This is a genomic window from Nocardia miyunensis NBRC 108239 (assembly GCF_001613065.1).
Classification (GTDB): Bacteria; Actinomycetota; Actinomycetes; order Mycobacteriales; family Mycobacteriaceae; genus Nocardia; species Nocardia miyunensis.
Genome location: NZ_BDBQ01000005.1, coordinates 78,090 through 97,239, shown reverse-complemented (window position 1 = coordinate 97,239; position 19,150 = coordinate 78,090). Strand labels below are relative to the sequence as shown.

The following is a 19,150-nucleotide window of genomic DNA, read 5'->3' as shown; positions in this document are numbered from 1 at the left end:
ACCGCGCCAACCTCAGCTCATCGGACCGACTCCGGTCCTCGCCGGTCGCCCGGCCGAGAGGCATACCGGATTCGTTCCGGATCCACATCGCGTCGCCTATGGGCTCGCGCGGCGAACCGCATCGGCTGGAATCCAGCCCGGCAACCCGATGGCCGGGCCCCACATCCGATCCCGATCCCGCCCTGTTCCCATGCCTCGTTCTCGGGTCTGATTCGATCGCCGCACAGGATTCAATCCCCGGCCCAACTCGATGTGTGGATCGGGACCCGGCCCACACCACGGCAATTCGGTCCGGTATCGGATTCGCGCCCAGCTCACACCCGATTCGGCGGCGCGGCGGATTCCCGCTCGGCGGCCGCGCCTGCGGGCCCCTCGAGGGTGGGCCGCCGGGCCCACGCACCCGGATCGGCGGTCAGCGCGTCGACGAATTCCGGCAGTTCCCCCGTGGCGATCTGAGCGATCGACACCTCCTCGAGCACCGCGCGGATGTTGACCCGCAACGCGATCCAAACCTGTTGGAGCGGTTCGGCCACACCGGAATACCGCACGTCCTCGGGACGTCGCCCACGCACCGAGGCGAGCGGTCCCTCGACGGCGCGGATCACATCGGCGATGCTGATCCGATCGGCCGCACGCGCGAGCCGGTAGCCGCCCTCGGGGCCGCGCCGACTGGTCAGCAGGCCCGCCCGGCGCAGCTGCGCGGCGGTCGCCTCGAGAATTTTCGGCGGTATCTCCTGGGCCGCGGCGATGGTTTCGGCCTTCACCGAATCCTGTTGCGCGCCAACGTGATTGGATTGTATGCGCGCGATCTCCAGCAGTATCCGGACGGCGTTGTCGACCCGCGGCGAGATGTGCACGGCTACTCCCCGCCGAGGACGCCGAGCGCCGCGTTCAGCAGCACCCGTTCGATGAGTTCATCATCGGCGCCGGGCGCGAGTTCGCGCGACCAGAACACCGAACTGAGCATTTCCAGTGCCGCACTCGCCCGCAGCATGGCCGCGTCATCGGGATCGGGACCAGCCAGCCAGGTACACAGCCGACGATGGATATCGAGCAGGTCCGGGTAGCGATCGCCGAGCGCGTTGAGGATCGTCACACTGTCCCGCACGCACATCGCGCCCGCGGTGCGATTGCGCAGCAGCACCCGCAACTGTGCGGCGAGCACCTCCCGAACAGCGGTCGGATCGTGTGCGAGCCCCTCGGCGACATCGACGTTCGCCCGCAGCTCGTCGAAGATCGGCTCGATGACGGCGAGCAGCAGATCGAGCTTCGACGCGTAGTGATAGTAGAGCGAGGCCTTTGTGATTCCTACCGCATCTGCGACCTCGCGCAGGCTCGTCTGATCGAATCCCTTGACGGAAAACAGCCGGATCGCAGCGTCCCGAATCGCCTCCTTGGTGCTTCTACCTGCGGCGACCGATCCGGCGGCACTGCGCGTTGCCATCTTTCGATCCTCTCATCCACCGTGCGCGGCGCGGGCGACAGTGACCAAGTCGAGGTTGTTGCTCCGCTTACAGCTCGGTAGTCTACCTACCGCACGGTAGGCAGAAAATGCTGTGGCAGCGGCGCTCACGGCAGCCATGGAAAAGCTGCCTGCGCTATACGCATTCCGCCCAGCACACGACCCAGCGATAGCTAGGAGAAACCGCCCGTGTCCGTATACCTCTACCGGTGGGGCAAGTTCGCCTACCGCCGGAAATGGATCGTATTACCGGTCTGGCTACTGATCGTCCTGATCATCGCCGGGCTCGGGTTCGGGCTGAAGAAGCCGGTGAAGGATGATTTCAACATCCCGAACCTGCCGTCCCAGCGAGCGACGGACATCCTCGACAAACAGTTCCCCGGCCTGTCGGCGCAGTTCAGCTTCGACGCGGTCACCGGCACCTATGTGATCGGCGCACCGGCCGGTCAGAAGCTCACCGATCCCGCGAACCGTGCCGCGATCACCGAGTTGGTACAGAAGCTGGGCGAGCTGAACATCGTCGACCACAGCAAACCGCTGATGGATCCGCTCGCCGCCGCGGACAAGATGGGCTGCCTCACCGGCGACCGCACCGACGCGGCGTTCGTCGCGCGCTGCGGGCTGGCCCCGCTGAACGTCCTGGGCAAGGGCGACGGTTCCACCGCACCCGCGGATACCGTTGCGTACCTTCAGGTTCCGTTCAGTATCAAGAAGTTCTCCGATATCACCGCCGCCGACCGCAAGACCGCGTACGACGTGGCCGATGTCGCGCGCAGCGCCGGGCTGACCGTCGAGATGGACGGCACCATCGCGCAGAACAACGCCATCGACACCGGCGCCTCGGAGATGGTCGGCTACGTCGTGGCATTCATCGTGATGATGATCGCGTTCGGCGCACTGCTGGCCGCGTTCGTGCCGATCCTGACCGGCATCGTCGGCGTCGGCGCGGCGTCGGCGCTGATCATGGCCGGAACATCGGTGGCGAACATCCCCAGCTTCACCACGATTCTGGCCTCGATGATCGGTATCGCGCTGTCCATCGACTACGCGCTGTTCATCGTCTCGCGCTACAAACACGAACTGGCGGTACAGGATTCGCCCGAGGAGGCGGCCGGTACCGCGATCGGCACGGCCGGTTCCGCGGTGGTGTTCGCGGGCCTGACGGTGATCATCGCGCTGTGCGGGCTGAGCATCGTCGGGGTCAGCTTCCTGACCTGGATGGGTCTGGGCGGCGCGCTCGCGGCGGCCTTCGCGATCATGGTCGCGCTGACGCTGCTGCCCGCGCTGATGGGCGCGTTCGGCAAATATCTGTTCAAGCCGAAGCTGCCGTTGGTCGCCAAACACGACCCCGAGAACCCCGCCTCGGTCACCAACGGCATGCGGTTCGGCCGCCTGATCGGCCGGATGCCCGCGGTGACGCTGGTGCTGAGCATCATCGTGCTCGGCCTGTTCGCGCTGCCCGCCACCAAGCTGAGCCTGGGCCTGCCCGGTGAGGACAGCCAGCCCACCACCAGCACCGTGCGCAAGGCATACGACCTGCGCACCGAGGGATTCGGTGTGGGCAGCAACGGCATTCTGACCATCGTCGCCGATCTGAGCGGTGTCGCACCCGGTCAGCGGCAGGCCGCGGTGACCGCGCTGCACGACAAGCTGGCGTCCTATCCGGGGATGGACTTCGTCACCCCGGCGGTCACCAACAAGGTCGATCCGGCCACCCAGGCCGGCAACTACGCCGAATCGACCGGTGCGCGGCTGTCGGCGGTGCCCAAGACCGGGCCGAACGACAAGGCCACCCAGGATCTGGTGAAGAACGCGCGCAGCGCCGAGAGCCAGTTCAAATCCCAGTACGGGATGGAATACGGCATCACCGGCACCACCGCGATCTACGCGGACGTGTCCAGTGCGCTGCTCGGCAAGATCGTGCCCTATATGGCCATCGTGGCCGCGGCGGCGTTCATCCTGCTGATGCTGGTGTTCCGCTCGATTCTGGTGCCGCTGACCGCGGCCCTGGGCTTCCTGTTGTCGATGGCCGCGACCTTCGGCGCGACCGTGCTGATCTTCCAGGAGGGCAAGCTCGGGCTGGTCAAGGAGACCCATCCGCTGGTGAGCTTCCTGCCGATCATCCTGATCGGGCTGGTATTCGGCCTCGCCATGGACTACCAGGTGTTCCTGGTCTCGCGAATGCGTGAGGAGTACACCCACGGCAAGTCACCGAAGGAGGCCGTCGTGGCGGGCTACCACCACGGCGCGCGGGTGGTGACCTCGGCCGCGATCATCATGATCTCGGTCTTCGGCGGATTCGTGATGATGCCCGACGTGACGGCCAAGTCGATGGGCTTCGCGCTGGCCGCGGGCGTGCTGTTCGACGCCTTCCTGGTGCGCATGGTGCTGATTCCGTCGCTGCTGGTGCTGCTGGGCCGCTCGGCCTGGTGGCTGCCCGGGTGGCTGGACCGGATCCTGCCCGATATCGACGTCGAGGGCACGAAACTGCGTGCACTGCAGGAGCGTGAGCGCGAGGCGGCGCGGGAGAAGGAGCCCGTGCCGGTCGGCTGATCACGCGTAGGCACGCGGCCCTCGTTCGCACCGCGGGCGAGGGCCGCGATGTTCGTCCAGTCGAAAAGATTTGGGCCCCGGTCGAATTCGACCGGGGCCCACGTCGTATCACATAGCGGCGGCAGATCGCTCCGGCACGGATCGTGCGCCGGACCGCCCGCCGCCCCTGACGAGAGATCAGTTCAACTGCGGCGCAATCTCCGACGCGGCGAATTCGATGTGCTCGAGGTCGGACAGATCCAGCACCTGCAGGTACAACCGGGTGATGCCGGTCTCCTCGCGATAGCGGCCGATCTTGTCGACGATCTCCGCCGGGGACCCGGCCAGGCCGTTCTGCCGCATCTCGTCCAGCTCGCGGCCGATCGCCGCCGCACGACGGGCGATTTCGGCATCGTCACGGCCCGTGCACAGCACCTGCGCGGCCGAGCGCACGATCTCACCAGGATCGCGGCCGATCGCCCGAGCCGCCGCGTCCACGCGGTCGACCTGCGCCTTGGCCGTGGCGGCGTCGACGAACGGCAGGTTGAGCTCCTGGGCGAAGCGGGCGACCAGCTCGGGGGTGCGCTTCTTACCGGTGCCGCCGATGATCACCGGCGGACGCGGACGCTGCGTCGTCTTCGGCAGGGCCGGGGCGTTCTCCAGCCGGTAATGCTTACCCGCGTAGTCGAAACTCTCGCCCTCGGGGGTCTCCCACAGGCCGGTGATGACCTCGAGCTGTTCGGCGTACCGGTCGAATCGCTCCTTCACCTCGGGCAGCTCGATGCCGTAGGCGGTGTGCTCCTCGGCGAACCAGCCCGCGCCGAGACCGAATTCGACTCGCCCGCCGGACATCTGGTCCACCTGCGCCACCGACACGGCCAGCACCGAGGGATGCCGGAAGGTGGCGGCGGTGACGAGTGTGCCGAGACGGATCCGGGACGTCTCGCGGGCCAGGCCCGCCAGGGTGATCCACGCGTCGGTGGGTCCGGGCAACCCGGACACATCACCCATCTTCAGGAAGTGGTCGGACCGGAAGAACGCGTCGTATCCGGCATCCTCGGTGGTCTTGGCGACCCTCAGGAGGTCGTCGTAGGTTGCGCCTTGCTGGGGTTCGGTAAAGATCCGTAGGTCCACGGGCGTCTACCGTACGCCCATGCCAATCGGTTCAGCGGACAGATCCTGTCCTGTTTCGTCTCTAACGTGGCGGATGCCGGGGAATTCGCCCCGGCATCGACCGAAGGGCATTGCCGTGAATCTCGTATCGATCCGCCTCATCACCGACGACGTCCGCGGCCTGGCCGAGTTCTACCAGCTGCTGACCGGAGTCGAACCCGCCTGGGCCACACCGGATTTCGCCGAGATCGTCACACCGGCCGGAACGCTCGCGATCGGAAGCACCCGAACCGTGGCGCTTTTCGCGGCCGGGAGCGCGCGCCCGGCCGACAATCACACCGCGATCATCGAATTCCTGGTCCCCGACGTGGACGCGCAGTATCGCCGATTGCGTACCGCCGTAGCGGATTTCGTCACCGAACCCACCACGATGCCGTGGGGGAATCGGTCCCTGCTGCTGCGGGATCCGGACGGCAATCTGGTCAATCTCTTCACACCGGTCACCGAGGCGGCCATCGCCAAATTCGCCGTTCGCTGAACGCCCTGGAAAATCGCCCGGGCAAACTCCCCCTCCCCTTTCAACATATATCGCACCCGGGGGCTTGCGGCAAGGCCCGGGTAGTACCGCACAATAGGCGGCCGAAGCCAGAACCTGCGGAAATCCGGAATTCGCGAGACGTGCGCGCACAGCCGCGCCTCGCGCCGGATATGGGCTGGAACTGGATGGGAGAGGATTCAGCGAATGGGTGGTTCATGTTCGATGTGATCATTGCCGGGTGCGGGCCGACCGGCGCGATGCTGGCCGCTGAGCTGCGGCTGCACGATGTGCGGGTCCTCGTCCTGGAGAAGGAGCCCGAACCCGTGCCGTTCGTGCGCGCGCTCGGTCTGCATATTCGCAGTATCGAGGTGATGGCCATGCGCGGGCTGCTGGACCGTTTCCTCGAGCGCGGAAAACAGTATCCGGTCGGCGGTTTCTTCGCGGCCATCACCAGACCCGCACCCGAGGGCCTGGATTCCGCGCACGCCTATGTGCTGGGCATCCCGCAGCCGATCATCGATGAACTGCTCGAGGAACACGCGCTCGAGCTGGGCGCGCAGATCCGGCGCGGGCGCGAGGTGGTCGGTTTCGCGCAGGACGACGAGGGGGTGACCGTCGAGCTGGCCGACGGCGAGCGGCTGCGTTCGCGCTACCTCGTCGGCTGCGACGGCGGACGCAGTACGGTGCGCAAACTGCTCGGCGTCGGCTTCCCCGGCGAGCCCTCGCGGACCGAGACGCTGCTGGGCGAGATGGAAGTGGGTGTGCCGCAGGAGGAGGTCATCGCCAAGGTGACCGAGGTCCGCGAGACCAACAAGCGGTTCGGCCTCGGGCCTTTCGGGGAGGGGATCTACCGCGTCGTGGTCCCCGCCGAGGGGGTGAGCGATCGTGCGGAGCCGCCCACGCTCGAGGATTTCCGGCGACAACTGCGAGCCATCGCCGGAACCGATTTCGGCGTGCATTCCCCGCGCTGGCTGTCCCGGTTCGGCGATGCCACGCGATCGGCCGAGCATTACCGGGTCGGGCGCGTGCTGCTGGCCGGTGATGCGGCGCACATCCACCCGCCCACCGGCGGTCAGGGCCTCAACCTGGGTGTTCAGGACGCGTTCAACCTCGGCTGGAAGCTCGCCGCGCGGATTCGCGGCTGGGCCCCGGATGGCTTGCTGGACACCTACGAGGCCGAACGTCATCCGGTCGCCGAGGACGTACTGAACAACACCCGCGCCCAGATGGAACTGCTGTCCACCGAACCGGGCCCGCGGGCCGTGCGCGAACTACTCACGGAACTCATGCAATTCGACGAGGTGAACCGCTATCTCATCGAGAAGATCACCGCGATCGGCATCCGCTACGACTTCGGCGAAGGCCCCGACCTGCTGGGCCGCCGCCTGCGCGATATCGACCTGAAGCAGGGCCGCCTCTACGACCGGACACATCAGGGCCGTGGCCTCCTGCTCGACCCCACCGAAACCCTGTCCGTGGACGGCTGGTCCGATCGGGTGGACGTCATCGCCGATCCCACCGCGGCACTGGACGTTCCGGCCGCCCTGCTACGCCCGGACGGCCACATCGCCTGGATCGGCGAGAACCAGCAGGACCTGAACGACCACCTCACCCGCTGGTTCGGCAAGCCCGCCAACTGATTTCGTCAGAATAGACGCAATCGATCGCCCTGCTGGGGATTTCGATGCCCATCATCGCGATCCCCGCAGGGCGTCCGGCCCGATATTGTTCGCCGGGGGGCTGTTGATACCGCCGAAAACCAGGCCGGTACTGCGTAGTTGCCTGATAGAGAACAGCTTTCATGTTCGTGACGCAGGTGCTTCCCGTTGGCGCTCGGTTCAGGTCGTCTCCGGCGAGCAGATGCCTGTGGGTTTTCCGTGCACGGCGTCGACCACCCCAATTCGGATGGGGCCCGTTGTCGTTCAGCGGCCGGAAAGACGGACATCTCAACGCTCGAGGCTCATCGGCGTCGGCAGCACGGCCATGGATCAGATGGACTCGTCGTCGTCAGCGGATGGAAAGGCTGATCGTCTCAGCGGCAAGCTCATCGCGCCGGTAACGCAGGCACGGGCCCAGCTATCGTTCGGCGGCTGGAAAGGCGGACCGGCTCAGCGTTCGGTGCTCGTAGGTGTCGGTAACGCGGGCGCGGAAAGGGTGCGCAGATCATCGAAGGCTTGGCAGAGGTGCGCGTCCAGACTTCGGGCGGGGTCATCGATCCAGGCTTGGACGGCGTGCTGATAGGCCGCCCAGCCGGTCCGGGCGGCCAGGTCGGCCACGCGCTCGCCGAAACCGCGGCGGCGTAACGCCTCGGTGACGGCATCGGTGAGCGAAGCATGTTTGGCCAGTTCACGTTCGCGAAGAGCCGGGGTCGCGGCGATGATCTGCCACCGCGGGTCGCGGAACGGGCGATCGTTCTCCAGGTTTCGCGCGGATTCCCGGAAGGCGCGCAGCAGGATCTCGAACGGTTCGAGGCCCTCGGGCGCATCGACGACCGCCCGCATCAGCGCGGCGCGCAGATCGGCCTCGCCGTCGAAGAGCACCTCGCGCTTATCCGGGAAGTGCCGGAAGAAGGTGCGCTCGTTGACCCCGGCCCGCGCGGCGATCTCCGCGGCCGTGGTCCGGTCGAACCCCTGTTCCCGATACAGGTCCAGGGCCGCCTGCCGGAGGCGGCGTCGCGCTTCTGCTCCGCTTCGTGGCACCCCCGGAGACTACCGCAAGACGCCAGTGACTGGCGTCACGTTGCGCCAGTGACTGGCGCTACAGGTAGAGTCAGTAACTGGCACTAAGTAGTGCCAGTCACTGGCGTTCAAATCGATCGGGAGTGTCTCATGCACGTCTTCGTCACCGGCGGCACCGGCCAGACCGGGCCCACCGTCGTCGCCGAGCTCATCGCGTCCGGCCATACCGTCACCGGCCTGGCCCGCTCGGATATCGCCGCCGCCCGGCTGGAATCGCTGGGCGCGACGCCACACCGCGGTTCCCTGGACGACCTGGACAGCCTGCACCGCGGCGCACAGGCCGCCGACGGCGTGCTGCACATGGCCTACGGCGGCGATTACGCCGATCCGGGCACCCTCATCCGCCGCGACCGCGACGCGATCCAGGCGCTCGGGCAGGCGCTGGCCGGATCCGGCAGGCCGCTGGTCAGCACGTCGGGGACGCTGGTGATGCGGGCCGGCCGGGTCGGCGTCGAACAGGACGAGCCGGACCCCGATTCGGTTGCGGCCTTTCGGATTTCGGGAGAACGGGCATGTCTGGACCTCGCCGCTCAGGACGTCCGAGCCAGTGTCGTGCGACTCGCCCCGACCGTGCACGGCCCCGGCGATCACGGCTTCATTCCGGCTCTCATCGCGGCGGCGTGTAGGGCCGGCGTCTCGGCCTATATCGGTGATGGCGCCAATCGCTGGCCGGCCGTGCACCGCGCCGACGCCGCGGTCCTGTTCCGGTTGGCGCTGGAGAACGCTCCCGCCGGAAGCGTTCTGCACGGCGTCGGCGAAAGCGCCGTTTCGATCGAGAGCATCGCGGAGCGGATCGGAGCGATGCTCGGCATCCCCACCGCATCGCTGACCCTGGACCAGGCCACCCGGCATCTCGGCAATCCGTTCCTGGCCACCTTCTTCTCCCTGGATGTCCCCATCTCCAGCGAATACACCCGAAACCTCCTGGGCTGGAGACCACACCACGCGACCCTGCTCGAGGACCTGAGGACCGGCGACTACTTCGACCCGGAAGCCAGCAAACGCGCCGAAGAGATCTGGCTGCCACACCGCGAGCACAGCATTCACTGAAATGTGCTCCTGCACAACAACTTCAGAGAAAGACGAAAGCCATGCTTTTCGAAGACCTGCGCATCATCACACCGAAATCAGTGACCCCTGGCCCAATTTCACCGATACGCATTGCAACCCTCACGGACCCCTGAACGAGTTCCTCACGAGCGCAGCCCAGCAGCCGAAGCTTCCCTTCTTCCGCGCGAATCTGATCAAGACTCACGGGCCGAAGATCAGCTGTTCTCGGGATATGTTGCGGTTGCCCGGATTTCGATGAGAAGCTCGGGACTTGCGAGGCCGTCCACACCGATGATGGACCAGGACGGGTAGGGGACGTGGATGAGACGTTGTTTGGCGGTGAGGAATTCGGGGAGGTTGCGGCGGATGTCGACGTGGTAGCTGGTGACGTCGACCAGTGCGGTGAGGTCGAGGCCCTCCTGACGCAGGATCTCCTCGAGGCGGTGCAGGGCGAGTTCGGTTTGCTCCTCGACGGTTTCACCTGCGGTTCCGTCGGCGCGGCGGCCGATCTGTCCCGAGATGAACAGCAGGCCGCGCGCCCGGACCGCGGCGGAATGACCGAACCGGGCGAAGGCGTCGACGGTCCTGCCGAAAACCTGCGAGCTCTCGGCGATTTCGATGGCCTGGATGGTCATGGTGGTGATTCCCTTCTGATCAGTTGCCCCATCGGGAGGTTCGGCAGGCATGCTCCAGCCGGGTGCGGCCGAAGGTTTCGCGTTCGCGCAGTAACTCGCCCGCAAGCGCGTATCGCGGTGCGTTTTCGGGTTCATGGCGGCCTGCGCGACGATCGCGTCGGTGAGCGAGCGGACCATGTCCAGCCGCGGATAGGCGGCGTGCACGGCCTCGGCCTGCTCCTCGGTGAGGTCCGCGAGATGGTCGGAGGCCAGCGGCCCGCCGAAATCCATTGCGACGCCTTCGCGTACGAGTACGCACAGCTCTCCCCGACGTTCCGCGATACCCTGTCCGATACCCGAGGCTGGGCCCTGCAACGCCTCGGCGAACCGCTCACCCTGCGCCTGCTCGCCCGGTACGCGGGCGTCTCACAACGCACCCTCATGCGCCGTTTCGCCGAGGAAACCGGCACGACCCCCATGCAGTGGCTGCTCAACGCCCGCCTCGGCCGAGCCCGGGAACTCCTGGAAACCACCGAGCACCCGATCGATCACATCGCCCGCGACTGCGGCCTCGGCACCGCCGCCAACTCCGCCTACACTTCCGCCGCACCCTCTGCACCACCCCCACCGCCTACCGCCGCACCTTAACGCATTAGGCGAATAGACTCTGCCGCACCATATTTCGGTGCGGAGGACACCGTCACGCCGTCCTCTCCGTATCCGCATCGGCGGCCAGAATCAACCCGACCGCCCGAGAAGTCCCCGGTGCGAATGCATCCCGCGCCGACCTCACGAACGAACCCGGCCGCGAGATCGACCGCACCGGCTGCCGCTGCGGCGCAAGGTCGATAATCCTGCCATGCGGTCGAATTCGGGTATTGATCCCGGAAGTCTCACCAGTACGGATGAATTCGGGCATCCGATGCCTGGCGTAGATCCGCGATGGCACGTATCAGATCAAACCCACAGTGGTGCAAGCGGTTTCCGAGGCAGGAACCAAACAGCCAGGACACCGCTCGCTCCTGCCGAATGCGCGGTGTGCCGAGCGAATGTCCGGCTTCAACGGCGCAAGATGGTTTCGCACTGTAGCCGGGTGAGTTTGCCGGGGTTGCGGACGGAATAGAGGCCGGTGACCAGGCCGTCGTCGAGCCGTAGCGCAAGGACGGTGTCGATCCGGCCATCGATGTGCAGCAGGAGTGCCGGATGGCCATTGATGTGGGCCGGTTCAGGTGTTCTGGCGGCCAGGTTGACCAATCCGGCGGCCAGGACGGCGGCGACCGCTTCCGCTCCGACGATGGGCGTCAGGGCAGCTCGGGCGATACCGCCGCCGTCACCGAGGAATACGACGTCGGGGGCGAGGATGTCGAGCAGATGTTGCAGGTCGCCGGTGTCCACCGCGCGCTGGAAGGCCGTGAGCGCGTTCCGGGTGTCCTCGGCGGACACGTTTCCGCGCGGGCGGCGCGCCGCGACGTGGGAGCGGGCCCGGTAGGCGAGCTGGCGGACCGCGGCCGGGGTCCTGCCGACGGCGTCGGCGATCTCCTCGTACTCCAGGTCGAAGACCTCGCGCAACACGAAAACCGCTCGCTCGATCGGCAACAGGGTTTCCAGCACCAGCAGCATCGCCATCGAGATGTGTTCGGCCAGTTCGATATCCTCGGCCACATCAGGCGCGGTGAGCAGGGGTTCGGGCAACCAGGGACCGACGTACGACTCCTTGCGACGGCCGAGGGCGCGCAGCCGGTCGAGCGCTCGGCGCGTGGTGATCCGGATCAGATATGCGCGCTGGTCCCGGACGGTGTCGAGGTCGACGCCGGTCCACCGCAGCCAGGTTTCCTGCAGGACGTCCTCGGCGTCGGCGGCCGAACCGAGCAGTTCGTAGGCGACGGTGAACAGCAGATTGCGATGTGTGACGAAGACTTCGGTGGCGAGGTCCGGGCGGCCCCCGCCACCGCCGCGATCGGGCGGTGTGGTGTGCGTCGTATCTGCCATGGCTGCTGCTTTCTCTGGACGGTCTCCCCCATCCGACGCCGGTGACCGCCGCGCCGTAACACGGAACCGGCATGGTTCACCTCACACCGCGACGCCGTTATGCCGGTCGGCCCACCGCCGTCTTGTGATCGTTCAATCCAGTACCGTGAGTGAGGATCACCCGATGGAACCCCGTTTCGACCTGAATGCCAACCAGCTCGGCGCCGAGATCGGCAAGCGCTTCGCCAACACCAGCGCCGCGATTCTGCGGTCACCGCTGCCGAAATCCCTGATCGAGCTGGTCGAGTTGCGTGCCAGCCAGATCAATGGCTGCGGATACTGCGTCGACGCGCACGCCAAGGAGCTGGCCGCCGCCGGTGAGCCCGCCGTACGAGTCAACCTGGTCGCCGCCTGGCGCGAGTCCACGGTTTTCACCGATGCCGAACAGGCCGCATTGGCCCTGGCCGAAGAGGGCACCCGCATGGCCGACGCCGACCACGGCGTCTCCGACGACACCTGGGCCCTGGTGCGCAAGCACTTCGACGACGACCAGATCGCCGCGCTGATCTATCTGGTCGCCATGATCAACGCCGCCAACCGGCTGTTGGTGATCACCCGGACCAAGGGCGGCTCGTATCGACCCGGCACCTTCGACACCGTGGCGAGCTGACCACAGGCTGTATCGCGCTTCGGTCGGGCCGGGTGCGGGCGGCGGTCGGGCGATGTCGTACCCCAGGACCATGTCCCGGGCGAATCCCCCGACCGCCGCCGTACCGAGTTCTCTGCCCAGATCTCCGTTCGACCGAATGTGCTGCCGCCCTGGGCGATTCCGCCGTGGAGTGCCACCGACAGCGGCTAAGCTCCGAGAGATGGTCCCGCTGTCACATGCCGCGGCCTTCTCCGTGGCCGCATTGATCCTCATCGTCATTCCGGGACCGAACGTGTTGTTCGCCGTCGGCCGAGCACTGAGCCTGGGCCGCCGGTCCGCGATCCTGTCGGTCGCCGGCGGCGTGACGGGGTCGTTCGTACCGCTGGTCGCGGTGGCGTTCGGCCTGGGCGCGATACTGATGGCCTCGGCGATGCTCTTCCTGATCGTGAAGATCGTCGGGGCCGCGTACCTGATCTACCTGGGCATCACGACGATCCGGCAACGCAAGAAACTCGCGGCGGCCCTGCAGTCGCCAGCCCCCAGCCGCAACGGCGCCCGGGTATTCCGACAGGGATTCATCGTCGGAGCGACCAACCCCAAGACGATCGTATTCTTCGGCGCGGTGCTGCCCCAGTTCGCCGAACCCAGCCGGGGAGCCCTCCCCGCACAGCTGCTGACCCTGGGCCTCATTTTCCTTGTACTCCAAGCACTTTCGGACAGCACCTGGGCCCTCCTGGCAGCAACCGCCCGTTCCTGGTTCGCCCGCTCCCCCCGGCGCCTCGAAACCGTCGGCAGCACCGGCGGCCTGATGATCATCGGAGTTGGCGCGGGCATGGCGCTGACCGGCGCCAACTGAGAGACCTCGAATACTCGAACTAATGTTCGAATGCGGGTAGAGTGTGCCCATGCCACTCGACCGCCACATTCATTTCGCACAGCTGTGGTTGGAGCAGGTCCGCGACCACCTGGCCGATGCCGCCGCCACCAGCACCCCCGTCCCGCCAGAACAACTGAACATCATGTCCGGCAAGATCGCCGCAGGACTACACATCCTCACGGAAGCGGCCCACGCGGCCGAGAGAACCGGCCCCGCCTCCGCGGCCTGACGCGCACGGCTTTCAGCCGGGTTACCCGAGATCGAGCATCGACGTCAGCCAGCCGACAGCATCGCCGCGACGCACCCGATGTCGTGACCATCCCGGACACCGGGTCCTCGCGACGCGTCCGCACTCGATTATTCAATCGAATCCGCTTGTCCTCGAATGAGTTCGCATAATGGGCACATCTGCTCCGGACAGCCCGGCGGAGCGACCGGGGAGCGCCGAACCCCCCGATGCGTCGGTCGCTCAGAGCGGATGACGGCACCGCTGACCTCGACATCGCGGTCCACCGATCCGGACACGGTCGCCGGTACATCGGCCCGGAGCTTGTGCGGCGAAAGAAAAGGCCCCTCACCTGGCGATTCAGGTGAGGGGCCGAAGCGGTGGCGGAGGGATTTGAACCCTCGGAGGGGGGTTACCCCTCACACGCTTTCGAGGCGTGCTCCTTAGGCCGCTCGGACACGCCACCGCAGGTGACTTTACCGGAACACCCCGCCGATCCCGAAATCGGGAGGTTCGGGCTGGTGGAGTGGAGCAGTGGCGGACGGTCAACGCTGCTTGCGGAAGAAGGCGTCCAGCGTTGCGGCGCAATCGGATTCGAGGACTCCGCCGCGGACTTCGGCGCGGTGGTTGAGACGACGGTCACGCACGACGTCCCAGAGCGAGCCGACCGCGCCGGTCTTGGGTTCCCAGGCGCCGAAGACGAGGCGTCGGACGCGGGCCAGGACCAGTGCGCCCGCGCACATCGTGCAGGGTTCCAGGGTCACGGCCAGGGTCGTGCCCTCGAGGCGCCAGCCGTCGCCGACGACCGCGGCGGCGGCGCGCAACGCCAGCACCTCGGCGTGCGCGGTGGGGTCGCCGAGGGCCTCGCGGGCGTTGGCGGCGCGCGCCAGCTCCCGGCCGGAGGCGTCGAACACCACCGCGCCGACGGGGACGTCACGCGGGTCGGCATCGCGCGCCGCGGACAGGGCCGCGCGGATCAGCTCCTCGTCGGCGCGCACATCCCGGGACGACACCCTCAGCGCGGCAGCTTGTCCAGAACCGCGGACAGCTCGTTGGCGAAACCGAGCCGCTGGGCGATCATGCCGAGCTGCTCGTCCGGGTACAGATCGCTCTCGGCGAGAATCACGCTGAGCACCGGTTCGGGCAGGCCCAGATCCGACAGCACGCCGAGATCGCCTTCCTCCCAAGGCTCTACGTCGTCGAGGTCGTCCGGGTCGAGATCGGGAATCTCGACGTTGAGGGCCTCGAGCACGTCGGCGGCGATGTCGTAGTCGATCGCCGCGGTGGCATCGGAAATGAGTAGGCGAGAACCGGTGGGTGCGGGCCGCAGCACGATGAAGAACTCATCGTCTATATCCAGCAATCCGAATACCGCGCCGGTGCTGCGCAGCTCGCGCAACTCGTCCTCGGCCTCGGCCAGGGAATGCAGAGCCGCGGAACTCAGCGGACTGCATCGCCAGGTGCTTTCTTCGCGGACAACCGCTACTGCGAACCCTTCCACGTCGTCGTAATCATCCGACGTCGCCCTGTTCGTGCTCGAGCGCTGTGCTGCCATGGCCGCAACGGTAGTCTGCTCGAGCTCAAATGTTGAAGTCGTATGGGAATCTGGTTCGGTGACCCTGGAACCGAAATCCACGATATGTGTGCTGGGAACCGGTTTGATCGGCGGTTCCGTGCTTCGCGCGGCCGTCGCGGCGGGATATGCGGCGTGGGCGTACAACCGCTCGCACGCCGGTGTGCAGGCCGCGCGAGCCGACGGATTCGACGTCTCCGACGATATCGGGGCCGTGTTGCGCCGCGCCGCGATCGACGACGCGTTGCTCGTGATCGGCGTCCCCATGCCCGCCCTGGATTCGATCCTGTCCGATGTGAAACTCTTCGCCCCCGGCTGCGCGCTGACCGATGTGGTGAGCGTCAAGGCGCCCGTCGCCGGCGCGGTGCGCCGGCATGAACTCGGCGCACGGTACGTCGGCGGGCATCCGATGGCCGGAACATCCGAATCCGGCTGGGCCGCATCGACTCCCGAGCTGTTCCGCGGTGCGGCGTGGGCGGTCGGCGTTGATCCGGGCACGCACGCGCAGACCTGGGCCCGCGTGGCGCGACTGGCGCTGGACTGCGGTGCGGACGTCGTGCCGGTCCGGGCGGCCGAACACGATCGCGCGGTGGCGCGCATCTCGCATCTGCCGCATGTGCTGGCCGAGGCGCTGGCCGTCGCCGGTGCGGGCGGCGGCGATCTGGCGCTGGGCCTGGCCGCGGGGTCGTTCCGCGACGGCACCAGGGTCGCGGCCACCGCGGCCGATCTGGTCCGCGCCATCTGCGAACCGAACGCGACGGCCCTGCTGGACGCCCTCGACGACACGCTCCGCCTGCTCGTCGACGCCCGCGCCAGCCTCGCCGCCGACGGCACCCTCGGCGAACTCGTCGACGCCGGATACAGCGAACGCACCCGCTACGAGGACCTGGAACGCTGGGAGATCACCGATATCCGCCCCGGCGACCAGGATTGGCTGGACCGCCTGCACGAGGCGGGTCAGCGCGGCGGTGTGCTCCGCAACCTGGACTGAGCGGCCGGGAGTCTCGAACGCGGCTCAGATTCGCTCGGCCAGCCCCGGGTAGTCCAGGACGAATCCGTCCGGGTCGACGGTGAGGGTCGCGCTGGAAACCGGGGACAGCACGTGGATGCCGTCGGGTCCGGCGGAGTAGGTCAGGCTCGCTTCCTGGACCAGCAGGTCGGGCAGGCGGACGTAGACGACCGGTACCTCGACGTCGCCGGAGGAGCGGGCCAGCGCGTGGCGGCGGATCGGGAGGGTGTTGAAGAACGGGCTGAGCACCACGTCGACGTCCAGCGCCCCGGCGAAGGTGGAGCGCACATGGCTGCCGCCGGTGTCGATGAGCCAGTAGTTCTCCTGGTCGCGGGCGATCGAGGCGTGCTGCTCCCCCGCCGCGACGGTGCTGCGCAGCGACAGGCGCTTGGTCGCGCCGTTCTCGTCGGTGATCAGATCGTAGGAGGCGCTGAAGGCCGGGTGATCAGCGCATTCGCCACCGGTGATGCGGCCCGAGGCCCGAATCCGATTGCCGGTCACCACGACTCGCACCGACTCCATCCGGCTGCCGTTGTGCGCGCGCCAGGTCAGCAGCGCGGGCCATCGCGACACGGTCGGCTGCGCATCCGCAACGGCGCCGGTCGCCGGGGCGGCCTGCGAATTGCCCTGGGCTGGATTCGTCACACCTATACCGTAGGCGACTGCGGACGCCTTACCACCCCGGCGGGCGATGTGGGGGCGGGATATCGCACTGTCGAGGCGGTGCAATGGCAGTACGTGGGCCCGCAAGCACCTCGCAATCGCCCGGACAGCCGCTCAGACCAGGGATTCGCGCCAGGCGTTGTGCAGGCCGGCGAAATGGCCCGTTCCGGCCATCAGGTCCGCGGGCGCGCCGTCCTCGATGATGCGGCCGGAGTCCATGACCAGGACGCGATCGGCGATGGCGACGGTGGACAGGCGGTGCGCGATGATGACCGCGGTCCGGTCGCGCAGCACCGTCTCCAAAGCGTTCTGCACCTGACGCTCGCCGGGGATGTCGAGGCTCGAGGTGGCCTCGTCCAGGACGATCACCGCCGGATCGGCCAGGAACACCCGCGCGAAGGCGACCAGTTGACGCTGCCCGGCCGAGAGTCGTCCACCGCGTTTGCGCACATCGGTGGCGAATCCCTCGGGCAGGGACATCGCGAAGTCGTAGAATCCGACCGCGCGGGCGGCCGCGCGCACCTCCGCGTCGGTGGCCTCGGGTTTGCCGAGCCGGATGTTGTCGGCCACCGAACCGGAGAACAGGTAGGACTCCTGGGTCACCATCGTCACCGTGCGCCGCAGCCGGGCGTCGGAGATCTCGCGCAGATCGACACCGTCGAGCAGCACCCTTCCCCGGGACGGGTCGTAGAAGCGCGCGACGAGTTTGGCCAGCGTCGACTTGCCTGCTCCGGTCGCGCCGACGAGCGCGACGATCTGCCCGGCCGGAACAGTCAGCGAGAAGGTCGGCAGCACCGGGATCGGCTGCCCCTCGGTTTCATCGCCCTGGATTCCGCGCGCCGGATATTCGAAACCGACGTTTTCGAAACGCAATTCACCGCGCGGGCGCTCCAATGCCCGCGGTTCCACCGGTTCGGGCACGCTCGGTTGTTCCTCGAGCACACCGGAAACGCGTTCGAGCGCGGCGGCCGCGGACTGATAGGAATTGAACACCTGCGCCAACTCGTCCACCGGACCGTAGAACTGCCGCAGATATAGCAGGAATGCCGCGAGAACGCCGATCGCGGTGTGGCCGTGGATAACTCGCCACGCACCGAATACCAGGATCAGCACGGTGGTGACGTTCTGGATCAACCGGGCCAGACCGATATAGGTCGCCATGCCGCGCAACGCGCTGGTATTCGCCGCGCCGTAGACCGAATCCTCTTGCGCCAGCAGGGTTTCGTTACGCTCTTCACGCCGAAATGCCTGCACCGCACGGATTCCCGCCATGACTTCGACGAAATGCACCACGACCTTTGCGATCGCGCCGCGCGTGCGCCGGTATCCCGCGCGTTGATGCCGCTGCGCCCACCGCGTGAGGAACACCAGCGGCACGAATCCGGCCAGCACCACCAGCGCCAGCGGAACGTCCAGCCAGACCAGCACGACCGCGATGGTCAGCACCGACAGCACCGCGCTGAGCGCATCGTTGAGCGCGCGGTCGAGCAGGTCCTCCAGCGATTCCAGATCGCTGGTCAGCCGCGCGACGATCTTGCCGGAGGTGTAGTTCTCGTGGAACGCGATCGAGAGTCGCTGCACGTGTACGAACACCCGCATCCGCAGATCGAACAGCACGTTCTGACTCAGCCGCCCGGATATCCGCACGAAGGTGAAGGTGGTCAGCCCACCCAGCAGCGCGCATCCGGTGACCCCGCCCACCGCCGCGAGCAACGGAATCCAGTTCCCGCCCAGAGCATTACGCACTCCGGAATCGAGTCCGCGCGCGACGAACAGCGGCACCGCAACCATGGTCGCGTTGTCCACGATCACCAGCAGCACCGCGGCCACGGCCCACACCCGGTAAGGCCGCACCAGCGACCACAGCAACCGCCGCGAGCGAGCCGCCAGCGCCAGATTCACCTCCTCGGTGGCCTCGGCCTCCTCCGCCGCGACACCGCGCCAACCGTCGTCGTCGGGCCTTGAATCCGTTGCCGCAGTTGAAGGTTCCGAGTTCGTCTCCGTCTCGTGGTCGGGCTCGCGATTGCGGTCCCGAGCAGTCGCGACTTCCGAGAATTCGTGCCCTGCCCGCGTTGCCCCGCGAATGGGCTCCTGGCCGGTTGCGGTAGTGGAACCATCGCCCGTCTCAGCCGTCGCAC

19 protein-coding genes and 1 tRNA gene are annotated in these 19,150 nt (G+C 67.3%); 9 read left to right on the top strand and 11 right to left on the bottom strand.

Annotated features, from left to right (window positions below):
- Window positions 1-314: 314 nt before the first annotated feature.
- Both NM2_RS03665 and NM2_RS03660 read right to left on the bottom strand, forming a co-directional pair.
- Window positions 315-857: an RrF2 family transcriptional regulator gene (locus NM2_RS03665; RefSeq protein WP_067663961.1), complete on the bottom strand. Its 543-nt coding sequence runs from the start codon at window positions 855-857 to the stop codon at window positions 315-317.
- 2 nt (window positions 858-859) lie between these two features.
- Window positions 860-1,444: a TetR/AcrR family transcriptional regulator gene (locus NM2_RS03660; RefSeq protein WP_067663958.1), complete on the bottom strand. Its 585-nt coding sequence runs from the start codon at window positions 1,442-1,444 to the stop codon at window positions 860-862.
- Between the two features lie 207 nt (window positions 1,445-1,651).
- Between NM2_RS03660 and NM2_RS03655 the strand changes: the two genes are divergently transcribed.
- Complete coding sequence (locus tag NM2_RS03655; RefSeq protein WP_067663955.1) at window positions 1,652-4,015, top strand: MMPL family transporter; 2,364 nt, start codon at window positions 1,652-1,654, stop codon at window positions 4,013-4,015.
- 177 nt (window positions 4,016-4,192) lie between these two features.
- Here the strand turns inward: NM2_RS03655 and NM2_RS03650 are convergent, their stop codons facing one another.
- Window positions 4,193-5,128, bottom strand: coding sequence for an LLM class F420-dependent oxidoreductase (locus tag NM2_RS03650; RefSeq protein WP_067663952.1), 936 nt, complete (start codon window positions 5,126-5,128; stop codon window positions 4,193-4,195).
- A gap of 115 nt (window positions 5,129-5,243) precedes the next feature.
- Here NM2_RS03650 and NM2_RS03645 point away from each other — a divergent pair, with 115 nt between their 5' ends.
- Window positions 5,244-5,645 (top strand): VOC family protein, encoded by a 402-nt coding sequence (locus NM2_RS03645; RefSeq protein WP_067663949.1) that lies wholly within the window; start codon window positions 5,244-5,246, stop codon window positions 5,643-5,645.
- A 215-nt stretch (window positions 5,646-5,860) separates the two neighbouring features.
- Window positions 5,861-7,285 (top strand): rifampin monooxygenase, encoded by a 1,425-nt coding sequence (gene rox / locus NM2_RS03640; RefSeq protein ID WP_067664187.1) that lies wholly within the window; start codon window positions 5,861-5,863, stop codon window positions 7,283-7,285.
- A gap of 468 nt (window positions 7,286-7,753) precedes the next feature.
- Here the strand turns inward: rox and NM2_RS03635 are convergent, their stop codons facing one another.
- Window positions 7,754-8,344 carry a TetR family transcriptional regulator gene (locus tag NM2_RS03635; RefSeq protein WP_067663946.1) on the bottom strand — a complete coding sequence of 197 codons (591 nt, stop codon included), beginning with the start codon at window positions 8,342-8,344 and terminating at the stop codon, window positions 7,754-7,756.
- 129 nt (window positions 8,345-8,473) lie between these two features.
- On the opposite strand from NM2_RS03635, the gene NM2_RS03630 reads away from it, so the two are divergent.
- Window positions 8,474-9,433, top strand: a complete 960-nt coding sequence (locus NM2_RS03630) for an SDR family oxidoreductase (protein WP_067663944.1) — start codon at window positions 8,474-8,476, stop codon at window positions 9,431-9,433.
- A 215-nt stretch (window positions 9,434-9,648) separates the two neighbouring features.
- On the opposite strand, the gene NM2_RS51345 is transcribed toward NM2_RS03630, so the two are convergent.
- On the bottom strand, window positions 9,649-10,338 hold the full coding sequence (locus tag NM2_RS51345) for a Rid family hydrolase (protein WP_245717828.1): 690 nt from the start codon (window positions 10,336-10,338) through the stop codon (window positions 9,649-9,651).
- Between NM2_RS51345 and NM2_RS51340 the strand changes: the two genes are divergently transcribed.
- The gene (locus NM2_RS51340; protein WP_245717827.1) at window positions 10,306-10,695 is read left to right on the top strand and encodes a helix-turn-helix domain-containing protein; all 390 of its coding nucleotides are present in this window, start codon (window positions 10,306-10,308) and stop codon (window positions 10,693-10,695) included. The genes NM2_RS51345 and NM2_RS51340 overlap by 33 nt on opposite strands.
- 411 nt (window positions 10,696-11,106) lie before the next feature.
- Here the strand turns inward: NM2_RS51340 and NM2_RS03615 are convergent, their stop codons facing one another.
- Entirely contained in the window at window positions 11,107-12,036 is a 930-nt protein-coding gene (locus tag NM2_RS03615; RefSeq protein ID WP_067663943.1) for an RNA polymerase sigma-70 factor, read from the bottom strand.
- 163 nt (window positions 12,037-12,199) lie between these two features.
- Here NM2_RS03615 and NM2_RS03610 point away from each other — a divergent pair, with 163 nt between their 5' ends.
- The 3 genes from NM2_RS03610 to NM2_RS03600 all read left to right on the top strand — a co-directional run bounded on the left by NM2_RS03610 (window position 12,200) and on the right by NM2_RS03600 (window position 13,770).
- On the top strand, window positions 12,200-12,685 hold the full coding sequence (locus tag NM2_RS03610; protein ID WP_067663941.1) for a carboxymuconolactone decarboxylase family protein: 486 nt from the start codon (window positions 12,200-12,202) through the stop codon (window positions 12,683-12,685).
- Between the two features lie 199 nt (window positions 12,686-12,884).
- Entirely contained in the window at window positions 12,885-13,520 is a 636-nt protein-coding gene (locus NM2_RS03605; protein WP_067663938.1) for a LysE family translocator, read from the top strand.
- A gap of 49 nt (window positions 13,521-13,569) precedes the next feature.
- Window positions 13,570-13,770: a DUF6374 family protein gene (locus tag NM2_RS03600; protein WP_067663935.1), complete on the top strand. Its 201-nt coding sequence runs from the start codon at window positions 13,570-13,572 to the stop codon at window positions 13,768-13,770.
- A gap of 375 nt (window positions 13,771-14,145) precedes the next feature.
- Here the strand turns inward: NM2_RS03600 and NM2_RS03595 are convergent.
- From NM2_RS03595 to NM2_RS03585, 3 genes are all read right to left on the bottom strand, one after another.
- Window positions 14,146-14,233, bottom strand: a tRNA-Ser gene (locus NM2_RS03595).
- A gap of 79 nt (window positions 14,234-14,312) precedes the next feature.
- Entirely contained in the window at window positions 14,313-14,765 is a 453-nt protein-coding gene (locus NM2_RS03590) for a nucleoside deaminase (RefSeq protein WP_067664183.1), read from the bottom strand.
- Window positions 14,766-14,782: 17 nt separating this feature from the next.
- A complete protein-coding gene (locus NM2_RS03585; protein ID WP_067663932.1) occupies window positions 14,783-15,322 on the bottom strand; it encodes a tRNA adenosine deaminase-associated protein in 540 nt (179 codons plus the stop codon).
- Window positions 15,323-15,380: 58 nt separating this feature from the next.
- Here NM2_RS03585 and NM2_RS03580 point away from each other — a divergent pair, with 58 nt between their 5' ends.
- Window positions 15,381-16,331 carry a prephenate dehydrogenase gene (locus tag NM2_RS03580; protein ID WP_067663929.1) on the top strand — a complete coding sequence of 317 codons (951 nt, stop codon included), beginning with the start codon at window positions 15,381-15,383 and terminating at the stop codon, window positions 16,329-16,331.
- A 24-nt stretch (window positions 16,332-16,355) separates the two neighbouring features.
- Here NM2_RS03580 and NM2_RS03575 read toward each other — a convergent pair whose 3' ends face one another.
- Window positions 16,356-16,922 carry a putative glycolipid-binding domain-containing protein gene (locus NM2_RS03575; RefSeq protein ID WP_281182384.1) on the bottom strand — a complete coding sequence of 189 codons (567 nt, stop codon included), beginning with the start codon at window positions 16,920-16,922 and terminating at the stop codon, window positions 16,356-16,358.
- Window positions 16,923-17,126: 204 nt separating this feature from the next.
- Window positions 17,127-18,914 (bottom strand): ABC transporter ATP-binding protein, encoded by a 1,788-nt coding sequence (locus tag NM2_RS03570; RefSeq protein ID WP_067664176.1) that lies wholly within the window; start codon window positions 18,912-18,914, stop codon window positions 17,127-17,129.
- Between the last annotated feature and the right edge of the window lie 236 nt (window positions 18,915-19,150).

What these genes read in the sequence shown, in the direction of transcription:
- NM2_RS03585 (WP_067663932.1), bottom strand. Translation starts at nt 15,322, where the DNA reads ATGGCAGCACAGCGCTCGAGCACGAACAGGGCGACGTCGGATGATTAC.
- NM2_RS03605 (WP_067663938.1), top strand. Translation starts at nt 12,885, where the DNA reads ATGGTCCCGCTGTCACATGCCGCGGCCTTCTCCGTGGCCGCATTGATC.
- NM2_RS03615 (WP_067663943.1), bottom strand. Translation starts at nt 12,036, where the DNA reads ATGGCAGATACGACGCACACCACACCGCCCGATCGCGGCGGTGGCGGG.
- NM2_RS51345 (WP_245717828.1), bottom strand. Translation starts at nt 10,338, where the DNA reads ATGGATTTCGGCGGGCCGCTGGCCTCCGACCATCTCGCGGACCTCACC.
- NM2_RS03660 (WP_067663958.1), bottom strand. Translation starts at nt 1,444, where the DNA reads ATGGCAACGCGCAGTGCCGCCGGATCGGTCGCCGCAGGTAGAAGCACC.
- NM2_RS03630 (WP_067663944.1), top strand. Translation starts at nt 8,474, where the DNA reads ATGCACGTCTTCGTCACCGGCGGCACCGGCCAGACCGGGCCCACCGTC.
- NM2_RS51340 (WP_245717827.1), top strand. Translation starts at nt 10,306, where the DNA reads ATGGTCGGAGGCCAGCGGCCCGCCGAAATCCATTGCGACGCCTTCGCG.
- NM2_RS03610 (WP_067663941.1), top strand. Translation starts at nt 12,200, where the DNA reads ATGGAACCCCGTTTCGACCTGAATGCCAACCAGCTCGGCGCCGAGATC.
- NM2_RS03600 (WP_067663935.1), top strand. Translation starts at nt 13,570, where the DNA reads ATGCCACTCGACCGCCACATTCATTTCGCACAGCTGTGGTTGGAGCAG.
- rox (WP_067664187.1), top strand. Translation starts at nt 5,861, where the DNA reads ATGTTCGATGTGATCATTGCCGGGTGCGGGCCGACCGGCGCGATGCTG.